14 protein-coding genes and 2 pseudogenes are annotated in these 19,743 nt (G+C 65.1%); 8 read left to right on the top strand and 8 right to left on the bottom strand.

Features of this window, described 5'->3' with window-relative positions; all coding sequences use genetic code 11:
* Positions 1-57: 57 nt before the first annotated feature.
* Positions 58-1,602, bottom strand: coding sequence for a helix-turn-helix domain-containing protein (locus KBX71_RS18335; protein WP_374102614.1), 1,545 nt, complete (start codon positions 1,600-1,602; stop codon positions 58-60).
* A 657-nt stretch (positions 1,603-2,259) separates the two neighbouring features.
* Between KBX71_RS18335 and KBX71_RS18330 the strand changes: the two genes are divergently transcribed.
* The gene (locus KBX71_RS18330) at positions 2,260-2,433 is read left to right on the top strand and encodes a hypothetical protein (protein ID WP_210819222.1); all 174 of its coding nucleotides are present in this window, start codon (positions 2,260-2,262) and stop codon (positions 2,431-2,433) included.
* A gap of 386 nt (positions 2,434-2,819) precedes the next feature.
* Here KBX71_RS18330 and KBX71_RS18325 read toward each other — a convergent pair whose 3' ends face one another.
* From KBX71_RS18325 to KBX71_RS18315, 3 genes are all read right to left on the bottom strand, one after another.
* Positions 2,820-3,443 carry a hypothetical protein gene (locus tag KBX71_RS18325; protein ID WP_210819221.1) on the bottom strand — a complete coding sequence of 208 codons (624 nt, stop codon included), beginning with the start codon at positions 3,441-3,443 and terminating at the stop codon, positions 2,820-2,822.
* Positions 3,444-3,739: 296 nt separating this feature from the next.
* A complete protein-coding gene (locus KBX71_RS18320) occupies positions 3,740-5,416 on the bottom strand; it encodes a tetratricopeptide repeat protein (protein WP_210819220.1) in 1,677 nt (558 codons plus the stop codon).
* On the bottom strand, positions 5,409-6,281 hold the full coding sequence (locus tag KBX71_RS18315) for an alpha/beta fold hydrolase (RefSeq protein ID WP_307847167.1): 873 nt from the start codon (positions 6,279-6,281) through the stop codon (positions 5,409-5,411). Before KBX71_RS18315 ends, KBX71_RS18320 begins: the two co-directional genes overlap by 8 nt.
* 440 nt (positions 6,282-6,721) lie before the next feature.
* On the opposite strand from KBX71_RS18315, the gene KBX71_RS18310 reads away from it, so the two are divergent.
* Together KBX71_RS18310 and KBX71_RS18305 are read left to right on the top strand one after the other, a co-directional pair.
* Positions 6,722-7,423, top strand: coding sequence for a hypothetical protein (locus tag KBX71_RS18310; RefSeq protein WP_210819218.1), 702 nt, complete (start codon positions 6,722-6,724; stop codon positions 7,421-7,423).
* A 341-nt stretch (positions 7,424-7,764) separates the two neighbouring features.
* Complete coding sequence (locus tag KBX71_RS18305; protein ID WP_210819217.1) at positions 7,765-8,691, top strand: hypothetical protein; 927 nt, start codon at positions 7,765-7,767, stop codon at positions 8,689-8,691.
* Between the two features lie 1,095 nt (positions 8,692-9,786).
* On the opposite strand, the gene KBX71_RS18300 is transcribed toward KBX71_RS18305, so the two are convergent.
* Positions 9,787-10,608 (bottom strand): DUF6338 family protein, encoded by an 822-nt coding sequence (locus tag KBX71_RS18300; RefSeq protein ID WP_247683692.1) that lies wholly within the window; start codon positions 10,606-10,608, stop codon positions 9,787-9,789.
* A 15-nt stretch (positions 10,609-10,623) separates the two neighbouring features.
* A complete protein-coding gene (locus KBX71_RS18295) occupies positions 10,624-10,800 on the bottom strand; it encodes a hypothetical protein (protein WP_210819215.1) in 177 nt (58 codons plus the stop codon).
* Between the two features lie 151 nt (positions 10,801-10,951).
* Between KBX71_RS18295 and KBX71_RS18290 the strand changes: the two genes are divergently transcribed.
* A complete protein-coding gene (locus KBX71_RS18290) occupies positions 10,952-13,240 on the top strand; it encodes a CHAT domain-containing protein (RefSeq protein ID WP_210819214.1) in 2,289 nt (762 codons plus the stop codon).
* Positions 13,241-13,242: 2 nt separating this feature from the next.
* Here the strand turns inward: KBX71_RS18290 and KBX71_RS18285 are convergent, their stop codons facing one another.
* The gene (locus KBX71_RS18285; RefSeq protein ID WP_210819213.1) at positions 13,243-13,842 is read right to left on the bottom strand and encodes an AAA family ATPase; all 600 of its coding nucleotides are present in this window, start codon (positions 13,840-13,842) and stop codon (positions 13,243-13,245) included.
* Positions 13,843-13,919: 77 nt separating this feature from the next.
* On the opposite strand from KBX71_RS18285, the pseudogene KBX71_RS18280 reads away from it, so the two are divergent.
* Together KBX71_RS18280 and KBX71_RS18275 are read left to right on the top strand one after the other, a co-directional pair.
* Positions 13,920-14,700, top strand: a pseudogene (locus KBX71_RS18280) (transposase).
* Positions 14,701-14,806: 106 nt separating this feature from the next.
* Positions 14,807-15,580, top strand: a pseudogene (locus tag KBX71_RS18275) (transposase family protein).
* Positions 15,581-15,649: 69 nt separating this feature from the next.
* On the opposite strand, the gene KBX71_RS18270 reads toward KBX71_RS18275, so the two are convergent.
* A complete protein-coding gene (locus KBX71_RS18270; protein WP_210819212.1) occupies positions 15,650-16,675 on the bottom strand; it encodes an HNH endonuclease in 1,026 nt (341 codons plus the stop codon).
* A 332-nt stretch (positions 16,676-17,007) separates the two neighbouring features.
* On the opposite strand from KBX71_RS18270, the gene KBX71_RS18265 reads away from it, so the two are divergent.
* Complete coding sequence (locus KBX71_RS18265) at positions 17,008-17,301, top strand: hypothetical protein (protein WP_210819211.1); 294 nt, start codon at positions 17,008-17,010, stop codon at positions 17,299-17,301.
* 356 nt (positions 17,302-17,657) lie between these two features.
* Entirely contained in the window at positions 17,658-19,718 is a 2,061-nt protein-coding gene (locus KBX71_RS18260; protein WP_210819210.1) for a tetratricopeptide repeat protein, read from the top strand.
* The last annotated feature ends 25 nt before the right edge of the window (positions 19,719-19,743 follow it).

Here is a 19,743-nt window from a genome sequence, read left to right as displayed (position 1 = left end):
CGACGTGGTGCCGCGAGAGCCTGAACCAGGCGACGCCTTCGGCCTGGGCCAAATCCGTCAGGCTTTGTCACGTAGGCCGAAGTCGGAGTGCCCGAATCGGGCTCCCTCACTGCTTGCCATTTCCAGGACGTTGGCGAGGGCTTCTCGTAGGTCAGCGGGTGTGGTGTCCGGGAACACGCCCGCGACGACGGGATCATCGATTAGCAGTCGACGAACCATCGGCTGGACACGATGCTCGTACAGGGCCGCGAAAGTGGTGTAGAAGTCGCGGGTGCCGTGCTTGCCGCCGTGTAGGAACGCGACGAGGCACCACAACAGGTCGGCCTGGCAGAGCGAGTCCAACAGGGTGTCGCCTCGTTGTGGTGTTTCGCCGACTACGAAAGCGTCGACTGGTGCGGCGACGTCGCGGCGCAGTGCCGGGACTCGGCTGATGATCTCGCGGGCTTGAGCGATCAGAATCCCGGGGATGGGCTGCCCGTCAGCGTTGGTGGGGACAGTGTTCCACCGAGAGTTCCATACGACCGCGTGCCGGAGCCAGGAAGCCCGCTCGTACGCGCCAGGCTCGGTGCCGACTGGTTGCAGCGTGAGGGGCCGGACTGCCCACCATGCCTCGACGCGCACGGCGAGCGCGATGGTCGCCAGTACGCGCGCCACGATGGTGAGTTGGATGGTGGCGGCGGCATCGTTACGGGGTTGATCCATGATCAGCCCATGGGTGTAGATCTGATGTAGTGCGCGGGTGAGTCGTTCGGCCAGGTTCCTGTCATCGAGGACGATGCCGTAGGCGAGCGCGGATACGGCCCGGTCCAGGAGATCTTGCAGCCGGCCCGGTCCGTCGTCGCTGGGGTCGTCGAGCAACGCACAGCCATCCCGAGCAATGTCGAAGCCGAGGAGCCGGATCGGTGCCTGATCCTGTCGGCGGGACAGTTCGATGACGGCGGTGTCGAAGTCGTCTTGGCCGAGTTGCCAGGTTAGTGCGGTGGCTGGACCGAGCGCGGCCTCTAGGCCGCGGTACTGCTGCCGGACTGCTGCCACGATGTCGTCTACTCGGGCGCGTTCCTCGCGGCGAGCGGCTTCGACGTACGGGGTCAGAAGTGACGCGAGGTCAGCCGATCTCCAGCGGCGGGTGCTGGTTCCGTCGCGGACGTACACGTCGCCGGCCCGTAGGGCGGTCTTCTGGGTGCCGCCCGGCTCGGTGTAGGTGAAGTCCGACTTGACGATCGGAAACAGTCCGTCGGTTCGTCGTGCGAGGTAGATCAGCGCGATTGGAATTTTGTCGACCTCATGGACGGCGCTGCGCACGTCAATGCTGCCTTCGAGGTGCTTGGCGAGCATGTCGCGTAGCCGGCTGGAGTCGAAGTCCGCGGCGCGCAGGCCAGAGGCGACCGGGTGGCCTCGTTCGTCGACTCCGACGACGAGGTACCCGCCGTGTGGGCGGCTGAGCATGGCCGCGCAGTCCTTGACGAAGTCGAACCTTGACTTGCCGGCCGTCCCGAGGTCGTACTTGTGCTTGTAGTCCAGAGACGGCAACTCGGTCTGCAGCCCCAGCAGGTAGTGCAAGCGCTCATCGTCAACAGCGCCGTCGTTCGGCACGGAATCCATCAAGCGGAGTTCCTATCTTGATCTTCGATTTGCTTTGCGGTCTCGCAGGAAGAGGGCCCACTCAGGGCTGCTGTCGTTGATTCGTTGCCTCGAAACCGTAGGTCGGGCTGGTGTTCCGGCTCAACCTGGTTATAGCGGAACGTCAACGTTACTCGAACGGGTGTCCGATTGGTCCCTTCATGTTCGGCACCACGGCGGGCCACTCATGATCGTCGCCTTCTGGACACTTCCACCACAGCTGGCTACCGCTGCCCGCCAATCAAGGTGGCCAGGTCCACGCCCAATTCCGATCCGGGTGCAGCAACGGCACCAGGTGCGAATGGGCATCCCGCAGCAGTGTCCCCGCGCAAAACGTTTCCCCCGCCCCACTGCGAGCGGGAACAGCGGTGGCTGGGTTGGGTCCCGTAGCCCATGGCTGGAAACCTACGCGCGGGGTACGACAGTTCAGCTCGCGGTGAGGTTAGAGCTGACCAGAATCCACACTTGCAGCGGACGCGGACATCGAGGTAGGCCGTTTCGCTACTGCCGCGACAAGGTTGGGCGCCTCAAGATGAAGCAAGCCCTACCGAGACTCTCCGGTCGCTCAGGCAGGGGAAGACGGGTACGCCGTCGTACTCGTTTGATCCGTCGAACCGCAGCCCAGCCCAGCGTGGAGCCGTGCAGGTCGTCTATCGCGCTTCGCTGCACGACTACGACTGGGCCGAAGGTTGGATCGAGGAATTCGTCCGCTGCTCCGAGCGCGAGAAGGCGATCACCTTCTACGATCCAACCCGGTTGGCTCAGGAAGTGCAGAGCGGCCTGGCAGGGGTCGCTTATCGCTGTCTTGATTGACCGATTTGATTGAGTTCTGGTATGGTTGTTCTGGCACCTCGGGTGCCCCTGACCAATCCGGTCGGTTGCGGGTTCGAGTCCCGTCGTCTCCACGCCTGGGGGCGTAGTGCTCAACTGGTAGAGCCGCGGATCGTCTTACCGAGGCCGGAGCGGCTCCCGCTCCGGCCTCGGCGTTTCAGGAGACTTGACCGGCCCCGCGACTGTACCGGTGCCGCGCGCAGTTCGTCGACGAGCCGGCGCATCGACTCCGCGTCGGCCCGGCCGGTCCCGGCCATCGCCCAGACTGCTCGCCGCTGCCCACGGGTTCGATTGCCAGGGCCAGCTCCTCCTCGGCCCGGGTCATCCGCTGCCGGCATAATGCGGCGAGTCCCTCCAACCGCTCGGCTTCAGACAAGTTCCTCGTCGAAGCCTTCGAGTTCGAGCGCCCGTCGCGCGAGCAACCGTCCGTCCTTCCCCAGGTTTGCATACATAGCGTTGTACGCCGTTCTCCAGCTTGAGTCGCTTCGGACGACCCGATACAGGACCTGGACGCCCCCAGCGATCTCGAAGGGCACATCGTCGGCGTAGAGGTGGTCGGCGGTGATCGGCATGATCAGGCAACCCCGAGGACACCCGGTGACGGGGCCTACCTGGTCCAGCGTGGGATCCAGCATGATTCCCTCCTGCGACGCGAAGAGAAAGAGGTGCCCGGCGCCGTTCCATAGCTCGGTGCTCGACGCCCGCCGAACCGCCCCGCCGGGCAGCAGCGGGATCACACCCTCCACCGCCTCACCCAGCATGCAGGCTCCAATCGGCCCCTGAACCGCGACCGCGACCGGTACGGGCTCGGCCTTGATGCCAAGCAGGCCGGCTGCGCGCTCAAGCACCGCCACCCTCTCGATGCACTGCGGCTTCCCACCGTTGTACTCGGCGAGGACCCGGCCGGCCCGCTTGAGAACAGCGGTCCGCTGCTCACGAGTGAGGGCGCGGATCCCGCGGGCCTTGGTGCTTTTCCGGGCCGCCTTTGCCATCGAGAGTCCTTCCGTCCGAGACCTGGATGCAGGGTGGTTCACGATAGCGACCAGTGCTCGCCATCTCCTGGTAGAAGCGGGTGCATTCGTCGGCCAACTGCCCGCACGGGCCGCCGTTGACGCCGGCTCCCCGTCCAGATAACGGGAGCCGGCGCCGGACCCTGCCGAAGGCAGGGGTTTTGACAAGCAATGACAAGCCCTGAACGAGGCTCGACAAGAGGTTCTTCTGGGTTCAAGTCTCCTCGTTCCCACGCAGACCGCCTGGGCAACTTCTGGAAACCTTACTGAGCGCTTCCTCAAGATCCGCGTAGCGTCGTCGTCAAGCTTTCGACGAGATGCTGTTCGGCGATCGGGGTCATGTTGTTCAATGCGCTCGTTGAGAGTTCGATCCGTTTGCCGTCCGGCGCCGTAATCACCACCCGCGCGCGGCGTGGGCGGGCTCGGATCCACGACACGAGCACCCGGACGAACGGGGAAACCGACGCGGAAGCAAACGCGACCGCGATCGTGTCAGAGAGCGAGCCCATGGCGCCCGGGTCGAGTGCCGGCTCGGTGAGGCGCAGTGTGCCACGCAGCGCCGGCTCCTTCTCAATCCAGCTTGCAAGTGACCGAACCTCGCCAGAATCGCCGCCAAGCACCGTCAGCGCTACCTCCGTCTCCACGGGCGAAGTGCCGTACTGGGCCGGCTCACCCGGTGGCCACAACGCAGCAAGCTCAGCGAGAATGCTCCGGCATCGTGGATGCTCGGCGCCGAGGACAAGCTCGGAGACCTCCAGCGCCTGCTGGTATAGCTCCCGCGCCCCAGCCACATCGCCGAGCTCACGTCGCACTCCGGCCAGGTTGGTCATTGACACCAGGGTGCTCGGATGCTGTCGCCCGAGAAGGCGCCGCGACTCCGCCACCACCTGTTCGTACATCCGCCGGGCCACGGCGAGGTCGCCAGTGCTCCGGAAGATACCCGCGAGGTTGTGCATCGACGCCAACGTGTTTGGATGATCCGGCCCGTATAGCCGGGTGCGGACCGCGAGCGTCTGCTCGTAAAGACGCTGTGCGCCGTCGAGGTTGCCGAGGTCCTGCAGCACGCCGGCGAGGTTGTTCATTGAAGAAAGCGTCGTGGGATGTTCCGGGCCGAGCACCCGGCCTGCACGTTCGTAGGTCTCCCGGTGCAGGCGCTCGGCGGCCTCGAGATCGCCCTGGTTCTGCAGTACGACCGCGAGGTTATTCATCGAGGCGAGAGTCTGTCTGTGATCATCACCGAGGAGCCGCCGACGTCGGTTCAGCACCTCGCGGTAAATGTGCACCGCCTCCATGTTCAGCGAGCGCAGCTGCCCGTCGTCCTCGTCGATGAGCCGTCGAGGCGTTCGCTCGTACTTCGCCCGTAGTGCGTCGCCGAGGTTGGACATGGCCGTCAGATATTCCGGCTGATTGGGTCGGAGACGGCCCACTGCGGTCCGCAGCACCGCCATTGCCCGATCGACGTCCTCTTCGTGATCCGACTGGTTAAAGCGGAGCAGCAGTGCGGTGCCGAGGTTCGTCAATGCTGCGATGTCATGGTTGGTCTCCGTTAGCTGCTCGACGGCGGCGCCGAGCACCTGGATCGCCTGCTCTAGATCGCTGGCTTGGCCAGCAAGCTCGTAACGGCGAAGGTGGACAGCACCCAAATTTGTCAACGCTGGCAACCGCCGCCGGTCGCCCTCCGGTAGTCCGTCGACTGCGGCTCTCAACGCCCGAGCCGCCTCCTCGACGTCATCGGCGTGCCCGGCAAGCTCGTAACGACGCAGCAGCGCGGCGCCCAGATTCGTGAAGGCGGCGTTCCACTCCGGCGTGCCGGGTGGTAGGTGCACCAACGTGTTACGGAGCATGGTAACGATCTTGTCGAGGTCCTCGCCGCGCCCTGTACGGCTGAAGTCATCCCACGCTTGCTGGGCCTCGCGGAACGGCACTCGCCGCTGGTAGTTTTCTTCGCTACTCATCCGGCTGCTCCTCGCGCAGTTCCCTGATCCATGACAGCGCGACGTCCGGTGTGGTGATGAAGTCGACCGTACGAGAGTCGGGGTTCCATCGCACCACCACGTTCTCCCCGTTTACTGGCTCGGTGGAGTCGGGGGACGGCGGGGCTACCGCGCCATTGCCGGTGACGATGATGGCGGGACGTTGGCCGAAGGTCTCGACGAGGTGCCGTTTCAGGGTGGGAAACGTCAGGTTGTCGGCCTGCGCTGCGTGCAGGATGGAGGAATGGTCTCCCGGTAGGGTTTCGGCCTCCGGGAAGACGCTCTGCGCCGAGGCGCGGGTGACGATTCGGTCGCTGCGCCCGGCGTAGACCCGGAAGGGAATCCGGCACTCCCGAGCGGACACGGTGTCGGCGTAGACGACCTGCCGCAGCACCGTGCGGCGCGCGTCGGTCACGTCCGAGCTGAGGACCTGCAGGTCGCGGGCCTGTGCGTGGCGGCCGAAGCCGGCCATCTTCCGAATGGACCGGCTGAACTCTGAGCCCTCGTTGGGGCAGGCGAGCATCAGGACCAGCTTGACCGACGCGAGTTCCTGCCCATGTCCCTCATTCAGCATCCAGGCGAGGAACCGCTGCAGGATGAGGCCGCCCTGGCTGTGTGTGACGATCGCGGTGTCGCGTCTGGACACCGTCGCCGCGAGGTAGCTCCGCAAGGACTGCGCCACGTCGTTGTAGTCAGGAATCCGGGTGGCAGCGAACGGCATCGGCAGCTTCGGCGACTCGTACCGGAACCGGTGGACGCGCAGGCCCCGCAGATCCAGGTCGGCCTGCACCCGCTCGGCCACCTGGTCCCAGGTGGCGGGCGACGACCAGAAACCGTGGATGAGCACCAGGTCCGCGTCGATCAATGACGTCTCCGTAGCACGCAGTTGGATGCCCGTTCACGCAACGTGCCGGAATACTACCGGCCCGGGAGGCCGGCAGGGTGAGGGGCGGGTCGCCAGCCGGGATCTACGTGGCCATTGAGGGCTCCGCCTCGGGACCGGCCGGCGAGCCCACCATCTTGCACGCTAGGACACCGGCCAGGCGGGCGCCGCCCGCACGTTGACCGACACCGCTTCCGCCATCGCGCACCTGCGCAACATCGCCCTGACCTGGTGACCGCCAACCCGGCGCAGGGCAACCTCCTTCAACTAGTTACGAGACAGCCCAAAGGCCCAAAGGCCCGAAGGCCCGATTTCCATACAGGACTTTCGGCGCTCGCCGCAGCCCAGAGTGCACCGGCACTGCTGCGTCGATGCTGGTCGGATAATTGATCAAGGTCGGTAGTGTGCTGTCGGTGGAGCCGAAACGTAAGTCATGGGTGCCCTGGCTGCTGACCATCTTGGCTGCATGCCTGGTCACCGTACTTTCGGTAATTGCCGTTCGCCTTTCCGTGACGTACGAGCCACCGCCCGGTACGGAGCCGCCGAAGATAACCGACTGGATGCAGGGGTGGGGGAGCTTGGCCGGCGTGCTCGCTGGCGCTGGGGCGGCGGTGGCGGCGAGCTGGTTGCTGGTGCACGAGCGGCAGCAAAGCAGGGAGGCTCGCGTCGAGGCTGAGCAGGTCGGAGCCCGCGCGGTCCAATACAAATCGTTGTTCGGGACGATGTGGCGCAGTGCGAGTGGAGGCGCGCGCCTCTCGATTGACTTCCAGGTGACCAATTACGGTCCAGAGCCAGCGCGCCGTGTCGTGGCGGTGGCTCGGTGCCCGCGCGCGCGTAACATCTGGGTGATCTTCGTGGCGGAGATCCTTGAACCGCACGATAGCTGCGGGGGGTCAGGGATGTTCGAACTGCCCGGCGCGCTGCTTCCTCCGACACCGCTGACCAGTATGGGGATCGATAACTTCCTGTCGGACATCTCCCTGACGTTGCGCTTTTTCGATTTCAACGGCCGGGAATGGCAGCGGACAGACAACGGCGATCCAGTGCGAGCGCGAGAGCCTTTCCCACAGGGGGAGCCGGCAGTGGAGTACGAGGACCAGCCTTGAACCGCGCCGCCAAGCCTCCGACGTCCGTTTCACCACCTCTGCCCCGCTAGACGTGGGTCCGCAGTTCCGTGAACGGGGGCAGGACCCGCCTCCAGGGCCGCGTTCGACTCGCCCATGCGCTGCCTGATCTGCATGTACCTCGGCACGGGTTTTCCTCGCCCGGCGGGACCGGCTCTCGGCCCTCGCACCCTAAGGTCGAACGGCTGGCCCAGTGATCGGTATGACCAAGGAGGTAACCCTCGCCGATTCACCGGTTCGGTCGACTGGCGGTTCCGGCCGGCCTGGATCATAAGGACGACAAAGACAGGAACTTTGCCGGCGAAGCTCGGTACCTTCGCGTGATGCCAGCTCCCAGGCCACGGCGCAGGCGACGCCGAGCCGGCTCCACGGCTCAGGCGGGCGGCGACGCGCCCAGGACGATGCACGTCCACGCCACCGGCGACGTGTACGTCGATAGCAGCATCAGCAACAGGAGCAGTGTCAGCAGCAGTACCGTCAGCTACGCCCCGGATCGGGCGAGCGTGGCCGACGACCTGATGCCGGCCGTGCTGACGGCGCTCCCGCTGCTGCTGGTGCTGCTCCTGCTGTCGTTGACCGGTCAGCACGTCCTCCTCCGTTCGATCGTGCAGGAGGGGAACCCGCTCGGCCTGACGGCGCTGCTGCTGCCGCTGTTCCTGCCGACTATCGCGGCGTCGCTCGTCTACCTCGCCCGGCAACGCGGCTGGCTGGGCTGGACCCTCCGTGCCACCAACTGGGCGGCGGCCGGCCTCGCCGCCGGCTTCGCGATCTTCGTCCCGTTGAACTACCTGCTGTTGCAGTTCATCGCCTTCCTGGTGAGTCTCGGGTGGATCTGGGCCCGGCGCCGGCTGGCGCCGCATCGCCAGGGCATCGCGATCGTCGCAATCATCGTGCTCGCGGCTCTGGTCGTCGAGGAAGGGCTCGCCGAGTCCGGATGGCCCCGCTACAGCTTGTCCCGGGTCGCCGTCGGACGTGTGGTGGACGGTCTGACGCGGATGAACCTCGAAGATGCCGGCACGAAGACGGAACGCTCCGTGCTCGTGGTGAGCGTCAACGACGGCTACGCGATCGTCGCCTCGACCGGCTATCCACCCAGGATCGAGAGCATGGCCCCGAGCGAGCTGGCAGGCGGCCGGATCTGCCAGCTCAGGCCCCGGGGAATGCAACTCAGTCCTTTCCAGTGGATCGGCAGGGTGGTCTCGGCGAACCGTCGGACGCCCCCGGCCGCGGAGTACTGCGTTGATCCCTAGCCATCGGCCTGCTGCAACCGGGGGTCCGTGATTGCGTCGATCTCTGCGGTGGATGTCGCCAGATGGCGAGGAGGGTTAGCCATGCGTATCTGCGTCGCCTGCCGAGTGGACCAGCGCACCGTTGTTCGTATCGGCAGTTGGGGCGTGCCGCACGGTACTCCCGGGCACCAGGTCACCTACCGCTGGACCAGCCTGTCCGTCTGTCCATTGTGCGAGGCCGGGCTTCTCGTGCACTTCGATCATGACTGCTTCCACCAACCCTGGGAGGAGCCATGGGACATGAACTGGTCGTGGCCGGTCCCCGTTGACGGAGTTCAACAGCTGAACGCTGCTCTTGCCCGATGTCCGGATCCGCTGCATCCGTCGTGCGAGTGCCCTGTCCACCGGTCGTTGCGGGACAGCATCGAAAGCGCACCGCCACGTGAGGTTCCGCTGACGGTCGCGCTGACCGAGGAAGGGCTGCCACAGATTCGGTCAGCACCCATGCCGTGAGGCAGGCGCCACACGGTGACAGGGCCAGCGGGGGCGATCAGACCTGGCGGGATTCTGTGTGGCACCCCCGTTTACCCCCCGAAAACCCCGCCCAATCGTTGACGAAGGGTGACAAGGAGTGATGAGCGCCTGGCGGTGTCTTCGCAGCTCAGCGACCACTTTCGTCAAGCAATGACAAGCTTGGTTCGGTTACTGTTGGTAACAAGGGGTTTTGACAAGCAATGACAAGCCTTGAACGAGGCTCGATGAGTGGTTCTCCTGGGTTCAAGTCTCCTTGTTTCCCACGAGGGTTGCGTGGGCGGCAACCGCCTAGCAGGGAGGATAACCGCTGCCTGCGCGAGGACGATGGAGACAGGCAGCCTGGAGGAATTGATCCGGGTGGACGCCGAAGAACTCGGCGAGCGCTGTCAATGTTGAAGTCGTCAGGTTGGAGTGCTCGGCAGTCCGCAATCTCCGCAGAGTCTCTTCGGAGATGCGATGCCCCTTGGTGGCGCGCCTGTTCGTGCGTCCGCGCTAGCGCCGCCGACCAAGCCCGCCACCTGGGCCTTCGAGACGGGCGGGATGACCTCCCGCGGAGTGGCCGCGCGCACGAGGAGCTCTGACTCATAGCTGGCGAAGAAAGATGCCGAGTGCAAGGGGGATCAGGATCTCCAGCCCGAGTATCACGGCGAGGCGCTGGGGGTCGGTGACCAGCGCAGCTAGGAACCGAGTGGTCCTGCGGCCGCGAAGCTGCGACGCTGTGGCGGAAGGCGCCCCTCGGGTGAACCGGACCATGATCGAACGGATCTGTGACGCCGGGACGATGATCCGTTGCCAGCCGGGTTCGAGCGGCTCGAATGGGCCCTCGGCGCGCCGCACGTGCAGAGGAGGAGCCAGCACGAGCTCCCGGTCGACCAGTGCGGCGTCCGCCGAGTAGGTGTCCCGGACGCCGAGGTAAGCGGTGCCGTCAGTGAGCTCTACCTGCAACTGCGTGCGGATGCCGAATCCCGGAGATGACGCGTCCTGCTGGTCGTACAGTCGCTGCGGCAGCCGGTTGAAGGTGAAGACCCATGCGCTCTCCATGTGCACGTTACCGGCGAGTCCGGGCGCGGGCAGCAGGGCGTAGCACAGCGCGGCCAACGTCAGGGAGACCAGCAGAAATAACACCAGCGACCAGAGGGTCAGCCACAGGTGGTCGGCGACGTACCGCGGTTCGATCCAGAGCTGCCGGGGATTCAGCATAACGGCGGGCGCAGCCGTCCTGATCAGGCCGAGCGGCAGCAGGGTCCCCACCGTGACCGCCGCGCCGCCGAGCAGGACACGCGCTGTCTCGACGAAGACGCTGTCGGCCCGGCCCGGCCGGGATCGCTGACGCAGCAGTTCGAGCGCGATGCCGGGAAGCACCAGCAGCACGAAGATCGTCACGCTCACCAGTGATGTGGGCATCAAGGCGGCCCGCCGTCAGTCCGTTGTGGTGGACGCCTGCTCTTCGCTGGCCTGTTCCTCCCCGCTGTCGGACATGATCGGCGGCGTCAGCAGGTCGCTGAGGCTGATGGGGTTGTCCAGGTCGTCAACGAGTCCACGTTCGGCGAAGGTGAGATTGGTCTGCTCGGGCTGCGGGTCTTCCATCCGGCGCATGTCCCCTCCTGTGATCATCCATCGAATCCTGTCAAGGCGCCGGTGGCGGTTCAACTGTCCGATCAGCCGCTATGTCCGGCCGAGCGTGGATTGTGGCCGTGGTCCCACAGGAGTCTGCTGGAGGCTCGCACCGACACAAGGGGAGCCCGCCATGTTCGACAGAGCTCGGGGGATTTTGTCTGCCAATGCGGCGCTGAAGGCATACCACCGCGGCGACTTCGACACCGCGCTGCGAAAGATCCGGGCGTCCGAACCGCTCTTCGCCACCGAACCGGACGCCCGTCAGCGCGATCGTGACCTCGGTCGATTACACCAGCTGGCTGGACAGGTGTACATGCAGCGAGGCAGCGTGGAGGAGGCGTTGCGCTCGTTCGCCCGTGCCGAGGAGCATCTGGAAAAAGATCCACGAAACGTACGGCATTACGGCGAAGCGATGCACGACATCGCGATCTACTTCGCGGACCTGGGCATCGGCTCGGTGGCGGAGATCTACATCGAGAAGGCGGCGAAGGCCGTCGGGCATCTCCCTGGCTATGTCGATCAGATCCGACGGGTGAGGGAGGATCTGGCGGAGCGGGGCCAACGCCGGATGAGCGCAGCGTCGATCGAGGGCTTCCGGCATGACCTGGAGTCGGCACGCACCGACGCCGACCGCGCCTTACATAGCTACAACCTCGGGGCCGCCCTACTGGAAGTTGATGGGGCCGACCAGCACGAGGCGTTCACCCATATCCGCTTAGCCGTGAACTACTACGCGACGCGTGACCGTGAGAAGTTCCTGACCACGCTTAGCATTCTCACCGACTCCCGGCACCGCAGTCGCTCGTTCCCCGCATGGCTGGACTCGGCCTCCCAGCACGGACTGCGAGTGGCACGGGAGACGGCCAACCCCCGTCATGTGGCCAATGCGGAACTTGGCCGGGCCGCCTTCCTCCTTAGCTGTGGCAACCTTGATGACGCACTCACGCACGCTCTCGCGGCGGTAGCTCGCAATAACGAGATCAGCGCTCGAACGGAAGCCTCCGCCTTGCGCCTGTTCAGCAACATGGGAGGAGAGGCAGCGCGGGAAGTGGCGCTCCAGATTGCCTGTGCACGCCACGACACAGCGCTGGCGGCCGAGCTCATGGAAAGCGCCCGTCTCCAGGTGCTCCCCACGGGCGGACCGACCGCAGAACGATATCGCGGCATGTCGCCGGCGGGCCTGCTCACCACCCTCGGCACCACCCGGGTCTCCCGGATGCGGCCGATCGCCGTGGACGGCTTCTCCCACCTTGCCTCGCTGTACGCCGAGGATGTCGCCGGAACCCCGCTGTCCTTCGACGACTACGTCAGGCAGGTCGGCGGCGAGGACGCCTGGTGGTGGGGAGCCTGGGGGTTCAACGAGCGCATCTACTGGTGTGTGCGGGGCGGCGGCGAGGCGGCCTGCGGGTTCCTCGATGCCGCCAATGGCACCGAGCTGGGCGACGCCTTCGAGACGTTGATGAACGCCAGCCTCGTCAACGACGACGCCACCGCCGCGGATGTGCTGAACGGTCCCCTCAGTTCCTCGTACCACGCGGAGGAGACCCTTTCGACGCTTCTCGGACATCACCTCATCCCGCCGATCCTGCGCGCCGAGCTGCTGCGCCGGGTCGGCACCGGTAACCCCTTGCAGCTGGTGCTCTGCGGCACTCTGTTCGCCGTCCTGCCGACCACCCTCCTGGGCATCGAGACGCAGAGCCCCGATCGCCACCCCGCGCGGCTCATCGACGCGGCGGTGCCGCGGGTCGCTCCGCCGGCCGCCCTGATGGACTACGTCGACCGTCATCCGACGTTTCCGGTGGACGAACTCCCGCTGAGTGTCGCGTGCGTCGACCCGCGCGGCGACCTGCAGTTCTCCCGGCTTGTGCCACCTGGCACGGAGATCGCGCTCACACATCCCGGGGCTACCCCGCAGGCCCTGGCGATCGCCTTGCGGCGGCTCGGACCGTCACATCCGAGCCTGTTCTACTATTCCGGCCACGCGAGCGGTGACGGCGATGTGGAGAGCGGCCTCGCCCTGCAGGGCAGTCTGGTCACCGCCGATCTGATCTTCACCAGTGCGGGTGACGACCCGGCCCTGCCTTTCCCGTCGCGGGTGATGCTCGCTGCGTGCGCGTCCTCGGGTGCTGGTGGCGGCGGTGCCGGCGAGTGGTTCGGGCTGTCCTCCGCGATCCTGTGGGCCGGTGCGCGGCAGGTCGTGGCGACGAACTGGCGGGTCTGGGATACTCCGTTCACCAGTCGTTTCGATCTCGACCTGGCTGACGCGCTACGCCGGCCGGAAGATGCGGCCACGGCGTTGCGGGCTGTGCAGCTCAAGTGGCTCCACCGGTGGCGGTCCACGCCGCAAGGCGCGGACCCGGGCGAGTCACCGCTGCCGGTGATCTGGGCCTCCTACATCTGCATGGGCGCGCGTTGGTAGGCCTAAGGGACGTCTCGTAACTCGGGGCAGCTCAGGCGGGGTGATCCAGGAAATTCGGGATTGATGGCTGCGGTGTGTTGCTGGATGAACTCGACGCGCGAGGCGACGTCGCTGCGGGGCAGGGTGCTGAGCTGGTAGCCGTGTTGGGTGTAGGCGGCGACCATGGCGTCGTGGGTACGGACGGCTTCGGCGAAGTCTTGGTGTCGTTCTCTGTCGGTGGTGTAGATCTGCGGCCAGGGCGGGGCGATGAACACACGCTGGTGGTAGCGGAAGAGCTGTGCTGCGGCTGTCACGTGTGCGGGAACGGGCTGGCCGAGTAGGTAGTAGTAGCCGACCAGGTCCGGGATCCCCCGGTCGAAGAAGACGGGTCCGGGATACCGGCTGGCTTGGCGGTAGGAGCGGATCTCCCAGCTGAGCATGAGCTCGGCGAACAGTCGTGAGTCCCCGGTGTGCAGCGCTTGACCGTCGATCGACAGTTGGTCCTGGATGATCTGTCGCCCCGCTTCGTCGACGCAGGCGTGACCGGCACGCCGCAAGCTGTCGATCAGCGTGGTCTTGCCAGCTCCGGGTCCCCCGGTAATGACGATGTACTGGCTGCTCACGTCGTCCTCTCTTATAGGCGCTTACTCCCTCATCACCCCGGCAATGTCCGCTGCGGACGATCGCCGAAGATGCATGGGTGCAGGTGATCTCCGCAGCCCGCCAGGAGTGGATCCTCCCGTTCACTGGGCTGACCCCCGCTCAGTTCCGCAGGCTGGTCCGCCTGGTCGCCGAGCGTGGCGGAGACGGGATCGCTGACGGTCGGCCGGGCCGGCAGTGGGCCCTCGATCTTCCCGACCGGGTGCTGCTGGTGGCCGTCTACTGGCGCACGAATCTGACGATGCGGCAGATCGGACCGCTGTTCGGAGTGTCGCATTCCGCCCGCGCACCGAGTCATCGACACTCTCGGCCCGCTGCTGGTTCTCGCACCTGTGCGCCACCGGCCGGTCGATCAGATCGCCATCGTCGACGGCACCCTCATCCCGACGCGGGACCACCGCCTCGCGCCACCGAGCAAGAACTACCGGTACTCGACGAACCTGCAGGTGGCCATCGACGCCAGCACCCGCCTGGTCATCGCCGTCGGCGAGCCCCAGCCGGGCAACCGCAACGACACGATCGTCTACCGGGCCTCCGGCATCGAGCAGAAGTTGGCCGGACGGCCCGTCATCGCCGACGGCGGCTACCGCGGCAATCCCGAGGTGATCATCCCGTACCGCAAGAACCGCGACGGCAGCCCGCTACCGGTCTGGAAGCAGGACCTGAATGCCCAGCACCGCACCGTCCGAGCGCAGGTCGAACACACCCTGGCCAGGATGAAAGACTGGAAGATTCTGCGTGACTACCGCCGCGCTGCCCGCACATTGACCGCCGCTGCTTCCGGCATCGCCAACCTCCACAACATTGCCCTGACCTGGTAATCACAGACGCCGCACCAGCCAAACGCCCGCACCCAGTTACTAGACAGCCCTTAGGTAGGACAGCTGTCGACCAAGACTCGAAGCCCCGACCGGCAGCCTCGCCAGGCTGTCCTACCCCGCCACGATTCCGTTGTCCAGCCGCACCCTGAACCACCTCGCTGACCGCATCCGCGGCCACCGCAAGCAGCGCCGATTCCGGTGGCGGCGCCTCGACCCCGGTTGACAGGCGCTACTGGCTCTCGCCCACCTGCGCAACGGCGACACCTACACCCGACTCGCGGCCGGCTTCGAGATCGGCGTCGCCACCGCCTGGCGCTACGTGCAGGAAGCGATAACCCTGCTCGCGACGGCCGCCAACGACCTGGCCACCGCCATGGACCGGATCCGCCGGCTGGCGTACGCGATCCTGGACGGCACCCTGATACCGATCGACCGGGCCGCCGACCAGAAGCCGTACTACTTCGGGAAACACAAGCACCACGGCGTGAACGTGCAGGTCATCGCCGATGCCGCTGGCCGTCTCGTCTGGGCATCCCCGGCGCTGCCCGGTTCGGCCCACGACCTGACCGCAGCCCGAACCCACCGCATCATCGACGCGCTGACCGGCGCAGACGTGCTGACCTTCGCCGATAAGGGCCACCAAGGCGCCCGCGGCACCGTCTGGACCCCGGGCAAACACCGCCGAACCCGCCTGTCCCGCCGGCAGAAGTCCATCAACAGGCACCACGCCAAGATCCGAGCCCTCGGTGAACGCGCCGTTTCCACGCTCAAGTCGTGGAAGATCCTGACCAAACTACGCTGCTGCCCACGCCGCGCCACCCCGATCGTCCAGGCCATCCTCGTCCTGCAAGCCGCCGAAGACGCCCGCTACCCACGATGAAAATGGCTCAGTGACGCGTACGACGAAGAGGTCCGCTACCTTGACGAGTAGGCCAGTCTCCGGACATCTCTACGGCCGACGCGACTCCAGATCTGCTCTGCCCTTGTCAGTGAGCGTGGCGCTGCTGGACCGGAACTCCAGGCTCTCGAAGCAGAGGATCAGGCCCTCGTTGCGCAGGCCGCGGATCAGATCCCGCCAAAGCACCTCCGAGTGTCCGGAAGGTGGCTCCTCTCCGAAGAACTCGGCCAGCGGCGCGGGATCACCCGGATGCTCAACGCCGTACTGCTCCAGCCATCGCAGGAACATCACACGCCCGACCTCGCGGCTGACAGCGCCAGCCGTGGCACCCATCGGCTTGCCGTCCTTGTCCACGATCTGGGCCTGGTCGCCAGCGTGAATCTCGATGTGGAGCTCCGGCCACGGCGAGCCCTCCTTGGATACCCCGCCGATTAGAAGAAGCCGCCTCATGTACGCGCCAACGAAGTAGTTGCGCTCGGCAAGTTGGCTGATGTACTCGCCCAGGGCCTTGGCGGCATCGCGGTGCTCACGGACGGTGTGAAGATCGTCGTGGATATCGGCGTAGTCCCTGACCACCTGTAGGAACTCGACCATCAGCTCCTCGTCCTCATCTGGCATACGGTCGGGGATGATGTAGCTGGTCGCCATGCACTCCTGGATCATCGGCCAGAGGGCGTGTCCAGTGGCGATGATGTTCAGCTTCTTCGGCACCGGATACGTCGGGTCCCGCATCAGTTTCATGTCGTCCGGGGCACTAGACTCCGACGCCACCCAAGCCGCGTGATCGCGTTTGATCTGATGCAGCTTCTCCACGGTGAAGTGGTTGGGCTGGTCGTCAACCTGCTTGTGGTGCTTGTTACACAGCAGCATCAGGTTCTCGTGGGTGTCGAGCTTTGACGGGTCCAGGCCGCCGGCTCGGGGACCTCCAGGACTCTTCGCCACGATGTGGGCCAGTTCGCCGAAGACCGACGGGTCGTCGTCCTCAGTGCCGGGCGTCAGCACCAGCACGCGACAGATGCAGCACTTGCCACCGGCCTCCGACCAGACGATCTTCAACGTTCTCTCGGAAATCGCCACAGGAACCTTCACTTAGAAGCCGACTCGGGCCAACATCCTGTCCCACCGCCGACCAAGATCGGTAGCTCGGCTCATCGGCCGATACCTGGCTCATGGCGGCCAGCGACTTCATCGACTTCTCAACCGATCCAGAGCAGTTCTCGCTAGCGAACTACTTGGCTCGGGCGGTCCTGGTCAGCGGCCACTTCGAGTCTAGGCACGCTCGCCTCGCAGCCGTGTTGTCGGCGGCGCCCCACCTGCGGCAGATGAGGACGCTTCGATAGACCTGGATGGCCACAAGTGTGGCGGATCAGCTGAACCGTCACGGGCCAGACCTGCTCTAACGTGACTGGATGCCTGAGACGTTCGAGGTCGACCGAGTCGACCGTATCGCGGACATCCTTCTCGGCGTCGCTACGGCGAAGGGATTGATCGGCTATGGCCCCCTCGCAAAGCGGGTGGACACCAGGCCGGACTTCCTGAGGCAGCCGCTCGACAAGGTCTCCCGTCGGGCGTTCGACAAGGGTGAGCCGCTATGGAGCGCCCTGGTCGTCTCCCGTAGCGCCGGCCGACCGAGTTCGGGCTTTTACGGCTTGGCCCGAAAGATGCGGCCCGAGTATGCCTCGCAGAGCGACGACGAGCTGTGAAAGCAGGAACGCGGGCGCTGTTACGAAGCGGCCTCCTAGAAGGTCGTGGGTCTGGCAGGCCCAGCGGCAGGACCAGCTGGGCGGCCAGACCTGCTCGGAGGGCCGTGCCTTCTCAGCGGCAGACGAGGATGCTGGCGGCGTCGGGGGCGCGGGATACGAATCGTGCTGGGCGATGTGATCAGCGCTGTGCGGCATGGCAGCCGGCGCGCCCGGCGGACCAGCTTGGCCCGCGACTATTCGCACGGCAAGGAGTTCGTGGCCGGCTCGCGTGCCAGACGCAGCCGCTTCCGCAGCGCCCGGATCCGGCGCCATTATCATACTTGGACTCCCTGCACCGCCTGCCGAGGTAGGTTCGAATGGCAATTCCGACCGCGAATCCCTTCGCAGTTCCCCGCCAGTTGCCAACATCGAGCCCGATCTTCGTAGGGCGTGGCGGGGAACTCAGCCAACTCGATCAGCTCGCGACGCATCCACAAGATGATCAGGTCGGTCAGATGGCTGTCATTTCGGCCATCGCAGGTACTGGCGGAGTCGGCAAAACGTACATGGCAATCCACTGGGCCCATCGAAATCAACATCAATTTCCGGACGGCCAGCTCTACGTAAATCTGCGCGGCTACTACCCCGACGCCCCGCCGCGTGACCCGAACGACGTGCTTGGTGACTTTCTTCGCTCTCTCGGCGTCGGACCTGGGATCTTGCCTGAGACCACAGAGGCCCGTGCGTCGATGTTCAGAACCATTATTGCAGGCCGCAAGATGCTCTTGCTTCTTGACAACGCGCGCACAGCTAGCCAGGTAAGGCCTCTTCTTCCCGGACAGGGCGACTGCTTCGTGTTGATTACGAGTAGGGACTCGTTAGCTGGGCTGACCGTCCGGGAGGGAGCGGTGCGAATAGATCTCGGGATCTTGACGGCAGAAGATTCGGTCGCGCTTCTCAAGCAAACCATCGGGAAAACGCATTTCAGTGCGAGCGATCTGAGCCTCGAACGTCTGGCGACGTTGTGCGGCAGGCTACCACTCGCACTTCGAATCGCAGCAGAACGGGTCACCCGGGATCCAAATATTGGCATCGACGATCTGATCTTGTCTCTGGCGCGTGAACGAGATCGGCTCGACATGTTCGCGACCGTCGACGATGATCCGTCTACCGCGCTCAAGAGCGTTTTCGACTGGTCGTATAAGGCGCTACCACCGCAGCAGTCAAGGGCTTTTCGGCTGCTCGCGCTGCATCCGGGCGCGCAGTTTCGGATTGAGGTTGCGGCAGCACTCACCGGGCAGCCGATCTCCGACGTGCGCAGGCTAGTACAAGCCTTGGCTGCAGCAAGTCTCCTGGAACATAGCTCCGCGCCAGACACGTATCAATTCCACGATCTTGTTCGAGCATTCGCCGTACATTGCGTCGAAGAACACGAGACGGAGGATGGGCGACGAATCAGTCGCCAACAAGAGTGCCTCTGGTACGTGAACGCAACCGACTCGGCTAATCGGTCAATATACCCGTTTCGCACGCCCATCGATCTGCGCGGACTGGCGCCTGCTCTACCAATTCACCCCTTCGCCACATTCGAGGACGCACTACGGTGGTTCGACTTCGAACGGGGTAATCTGATCTACATCTTACGTACCGCGGCAGAACTCGGCATGCACGACGTTGTCTGGAAGATGGCAACCGCCGCATGGAGCTATTATGAGCTTCGGAAGTACCGCAGGGATTGGATTGAGAGCCACGAACTCGGACTGGTCGGGGCGAAGGCCCTTGGGAGTATCCGGGGCGAGTGCCGGATCCGCGATAACCTCGGCATCGCGTACCGCGAGGACGGAAGGCTCGCCGATGCGGCCGCCTGTCTCGAAGAAGCTCTTGAGCGATGGCGCGATACAGGATTTACCTACGGCGAGGCCGCGACGCTTGACAACCTGGGATGCGTGTACATGGACGCCAGTGATCTTGCGCGATCGATTCGGTACTTCGACGACGCCCTGATCTTGAACCGCCAGCTCGGCGATCGGTGGGGTGAGGCACGCGTAATTAATAACATCGGGCGTGCCAGGCTCAGGTTGGGTGAAGCTAGAGAAGCAACCGAGAACTTCACCGATGCAGCGGCGATCTATCGAGAGCTTAATGATCGGGTGGGCGAGGGCCGGACGGTCGCAAACCTGGGTCGATCGCTAACATTTATCGGCGATTACGACGGCGCGGCTGTGAAACTGACCTACAGCCGAGACCTTCAACGTGAAATAGGTGATAGATATGGCGAGGCCGAAACACTCGGGTACATTGCTGAGATCGCGATTCAACAAGGGCGACCCAGCGACGCGATCAAGGTACTGCGGCACTCGATGTCCATCTTTCGCGAATTGGGAGACGCGAATGCCGACATCACCCAAGCACGTATCGATGAGCTAGAACGACCTTAGCCGCCCACTCGGTTATAGTGAACGG

It is taken from the genome of Micromonospora sp. D93, from assembly GCF_018070365.1.
Taxonomy (GTDB): Bacteria; Actinomycetota; Actinomycetes; order Mycobacteriales; family Micromonosporaceae; genus Micromonospora; species Micromonospora ureilytica.
This window is presented reverse-complemented; position numbering and strand designations above follow the sequence as displayed.